Source organism: Nitrosomonas sp. (assembly GCF_020852615.1).
In the GTDB taxonomy this organism is placed as follows: Bacteria; Pseudomonadota; Gammaproteobacteria; order Burkholderiales; family Nitrosomonadaceae; genus Nitrosomonas.
Genome location: NZ_JADZAJ010000003.1, coordinates 1 through 3,783 on the forward strand (window position 1 = coordinate 1; position 3,783 = coordinate 3,783).

At 48.8% G+C, this 3,783-nt stretch carries 3 protein-coding genes and 2 pseudogenes; all 5 read right to left on the reverse strand.

Translation table 11 applies throughout. The features are described 5' to 3' along the window. Positions 1-466 (reverse strand): annotated as a pseudogene (locus tag IT527_RS00110) (glutathione S-transferase family protein); the annotation flags it as partial. A 235-nt stretch (positions 467-701) separates the two neighbouring features. Then, positions 702-1,259, reverse strand: coding sequence for an HdeD family acid-resistance protein (locus tag IT527_RS00115; RefSeq protein WP_292964869.1), 558 nt, complete (start codon positions 1,257-1,259; stop codon positions 702-704). Positions 1,260-1,320: 61 nt separating this feature from the next. Further along, complete coding sequence (locus tag IT527_RS00120; protein WP_292964872.1) at positions 1,321-2,445, reverse strand: hypothetical protein; 1,125 nt, start codon at positions 2,443-2,445, stop codon at positions 1,321-1,323. 66 nt (positions 2,446-2,511) lie between these two features. Further along, positions 2,512-3,537, reverse strand: a complete 1,026-nt coding sequence (locus tag IT527_RS00125; protein ID WP_292964874.1) for a hypothetical protein — start codon at positions 3,535-3,537, stop codon at positions 2,512-2,514. 6 nt (positions 3,538-3,543) lie between these two features. After that, positions 3,544-3,783, reverse strand: a pseudogene (locus IT527_RS00130) (cytochrome C); the annotation flags it as partial.

Consider the following 3,783-nt stretch of genomic DNA (forward strand, 5'->3'; position numbering starts at 1 on the left):
CGAATGCACTGTTAAACATACGGATAATTTCAGCAGATTCATTGCTGACAATCGTGTGGCGCTGTTTATCCCATAATACTGGCACAGTGACACGGCCGGTGTAATCCGGTTTGATATGGGTATAGAGCTGGTGCAAATGACAGATTCCAGGCACAGGGTTGTCGCGAGAAACTTCGCTGAATGTCCAGCCGTGCTTCAGCATTCTGGGATCAACAATAGTCACACCGATGTGGGTTTCCAGTTCTTTCAGGCGGCGAAAAATCAGCGTGCGGTGTGCCCATGGGCAAGCCAGCGATACAAACAGGTGGTAGCGGCCTGTCTCGGCGGCAAACCCTCCCTCTCCCGTAGGGCCGGGTTGACCATCGCGCGTGACCCAGTTGCGATACTGGGCATTTTCACGCACAAATTCTCCGTTCTGGGTGGTGTACCACTGGTCGTGCCACTCTCCGTCAATCAGAAGTCCCATTGTCCTGTACCTTTCGTTTTATCATGACAGTTCCGGCAATTTACTGTCAGGCGAGTGTCTGCCCGCACCGTGTGCAGTAAATATAAATACACGATCTGCTGTGCCGGACAGCAGGGGATCTTCCGTATCGGTTCTTCTGTGTGTATTTAAAATTGCAGATAATTTTATTTGTGATTCTTTGTTGCTATCCCGTGGAGAGGGTGATTTTTGTCCCAGCTCTGGCAAAAGATATGGATTATTTGGCAAAGGCACGAATTTTAAAGGCTAGAATCACCAGAAGGCTTCCAAAAATAATTGCATAGCTCCCAATCAGCCAGAGTAGAACGAGTGCACCAGCGATAGGCTGTGCCATAAGAATGATTCCGAACAGGATTGATGCCAAACCGCTGATAATAAGCAGCCACTCGCCCGTTATCTCTCTTCTCAGATGTATTCCTGACACAATTTCAAGGATACCCGTGGCAATTGCCCAGATGGCAATATAAAAAAGAAGGGCCAATGCCGTGATATCGGGGATAAAAAACGTTAAAACACCGACTCCTGCACCGACAAGCCCCCAAAGTAGCAAAATCCACCAGTGTTCGTGTTCTTTATGTCCTGTGATAGCGGTCCAGATACAAAGAATTCCGTCTGCCAGGGCATACACGCCAAAAAGTAATACGAATGTTATGAGCGAGATTTCCGGCTGCATCCAGATAAAGATGCCGAATAGAATTGCGATGAGGCCACGCAGTAATAGAACCCACCAGTTACGTGAAAGCACCCTGGCCATCTTTCTTTCTATTGTGCTCATGATAAATTCTCCTTTCAATCGGTGTAATTAAGTGCAACCCGTTTTCAGCTTTGAAGCCCCATCAGTACCTCATCTGCAAGCTGAGCGGCGCTTCCTTGCCCAGCTGATCAGCTGACAGGAAGTGAACATCACCTCCCTGCTGGACAACCAGTTCAATCAGCGTACCTACAGCATCATTCGACACCGTGCCGCCAGTCGCGCCTGCTGTCACGGGATTTTCATGCAGCGTAACAATTTTTTGATCAAAATCGATTATCCCCGGCTGGATATACCCCTGGCGTACGAATAAGCGTGCCGCATTGCCAGCATCAATTGCACGGAAAATCATGGAGGGATCCGTCAGCAACTGGTGACTATTGCGCGCCTGCGCAATATACTGCAATGCCGTTTCGGCTCTCGATCGGCGCAGATCGGAGATGAGCCCCTGTATCTCGGTAATGATCTTTTCTGCCGGAATTTTCAGATCCGGAATAGACGTTATCTCACTGACGATATCTGCTGGCTGATCGCACACCTCTTTGAAGAAAGCCACATTGCGCGCATCGCCGGCAAGAATGACCGGCAGACGTTCTTGCTCTGGCTTGTTCTGGATTTCTTGCAGGTTTTTATCCACGCGATTAAAAAATTCCTTGAGATTCGCTGCTTCGTTAGGAATTTGAGCACGATCTAGTCCTTTTGCCGCAAACAAGAACGGGCTCTCCATCGGGAAACTGCCGATCCTCAGTGCCGTTCTTGCATCAAATTCATGAACCAGGTGACTGTTGAATCCTTCAATCAGCCGGGCATCAGTACGTGAGATCACCAGGATATGGTAATGCACGGCACCATTGATTTCCCGGATGAGATCGCGGATGGCAAAAGCTTCACCGGCGATCATCTGTTCCTTCACAGAAAAAGGAAAATTGATGAGGATGACGCCTTCCCGGTTGGCAAAAATACCTAGGCCATCAAGGTTATAGTTGTGGTCATGCGTACTGATCTTTTGCTCGATAGCGTGCATGATTATTTCAGCTTCCTGCTTGTCCGGCCAGGTTCGCAGCTGGTTATGCGCCTCTGTAACCAGATTTTTCAGTTTAATGGCATCCTGTTTGTTATCTGGAAACATCCGGTGTGTGGGTAGCAGAATACTGACAGCCAAGCCTTTTTCGCGATTGCTGAAATGATTCAGAAATGATTTCAATCTCATAACTTCCTCCACGTTGGTTTATTGATACCTGGACAAGAATCCGGCCCTGATCCGGGCCATGATTACTCAGAAATGGATTCTCGCCCACACGCCTGCTTCATCGATGGTTTGCCGTTGCTGATTGATATTACGAATGCTTCCGTGTTTCCAGATTGCAGCCATACGTAGTGATGAATTAATTTTCCATTCCAGACCGATATGGCTGTAACGGTCTTGCTGATATGGATCGAGCCAGGTGCTTGGCTTGAGTTTGTCGTGTCGTGCCAGTACGGCCACCACAGGAGTTAACTGCATGCTGGTCCAGACAGACCAGCCATACGAACGATCACTGTCTGGCTGTAAGATTCGGTACAGATTCCGGGCGTAAAAATACTGTCCGCCTATGCGCCAGTGCTCGTTTGCCCAAGCCGCCATCAAATTCCAGCTTTGTGCCGTATGTAGTGCTTGTCGGATGCCATAATCCTGAGCAAACCTGCCACGGTAACTACCAAGACTGATTGCACTGTTCTCATTTGGTTCCCAGGAAATCCGCACGCTGACATCCGGAATATCACCAACACGCAGCTTTTGGTAACTGGCACCGGTCATCACGGCTGCTGCATAGTGGATATGGCCTGCGGTATCAAACGAACCGGATACATGACCGCCCCAATCCGATCCGCCACCAATCCGGGCACGAGCAGTCAGATCTCTTTCCACATAACGATAACCTGACCATTTGTTAACGTAGCTTCGCCAAGGGGTGGGTGCAGCACCCAGCCGCATGGTGAATGCTTTACTGAAATTTCCTTGTATATAGGCATGCCGTAGCCATGGATCAGGATAATCATGACGCATCCACTGAATATCAGTGGTGATCTGTGCTGACCATACTTCACTGAAGCGATGATCGATATTGAAGAAAAATCTTTTCAGATCGACGTTGGCATCGCTATTATCAGGAATGCCGCTGTTCTTTTTTCTCAGCCAGGTGGAATCCAGAAACAGTGTGCCGCTCAAGCGAGTTTCACCAACTGGTAATTCGGCAGCATCTATCAACCCAGAACTGGTAAGTAGTGCTGCGACAGTAAAAATAGGGAATTTTCGTTGCATGTGTTATCAATAGGCGCTTGCCGGGCCACCCAACAGATGACCATTGATTTTCCGCCCATATAATGACCACTTGCCATCATGGTATTTATCGCGAGTTTCATCCAGATCACCCGTAAAACGGGGATCCTGCGGACGTTCGTGGCTATTCATATACAGGGCAATATCCCAGGCATCCTGATCGTCCAATGTGCCACCAAGGCCCAAAGGCATATTGACCTTGATGAAGGCGGCAGCATCCTGCAGACG

Bases quoted from the DNA above. Each gene is read 5' to 3' on its own strand.
- IT527_RS00115 (WP_292964869.1), bottom strand. From the start codon at position 1,259: ATGAGCACAATAGAAAGAAAGATGGCCAGGGTGCTTTCACGTAACTGG.
- IT527_RS00125 (WP_292964874.1), bottom strand. From the start codon at position 3,537: ATGCAACGAAAATTCCCTATTTTTACTGTCGCAGCACTACTTACCAGT.
- IT527_RS00120 (WP_292964872.1), bottom strand. From the start codon at position 2,445: ATGAGATTGAAATCATTTCTGAATCATTTCAGCAATCGCGAAAAAGGC.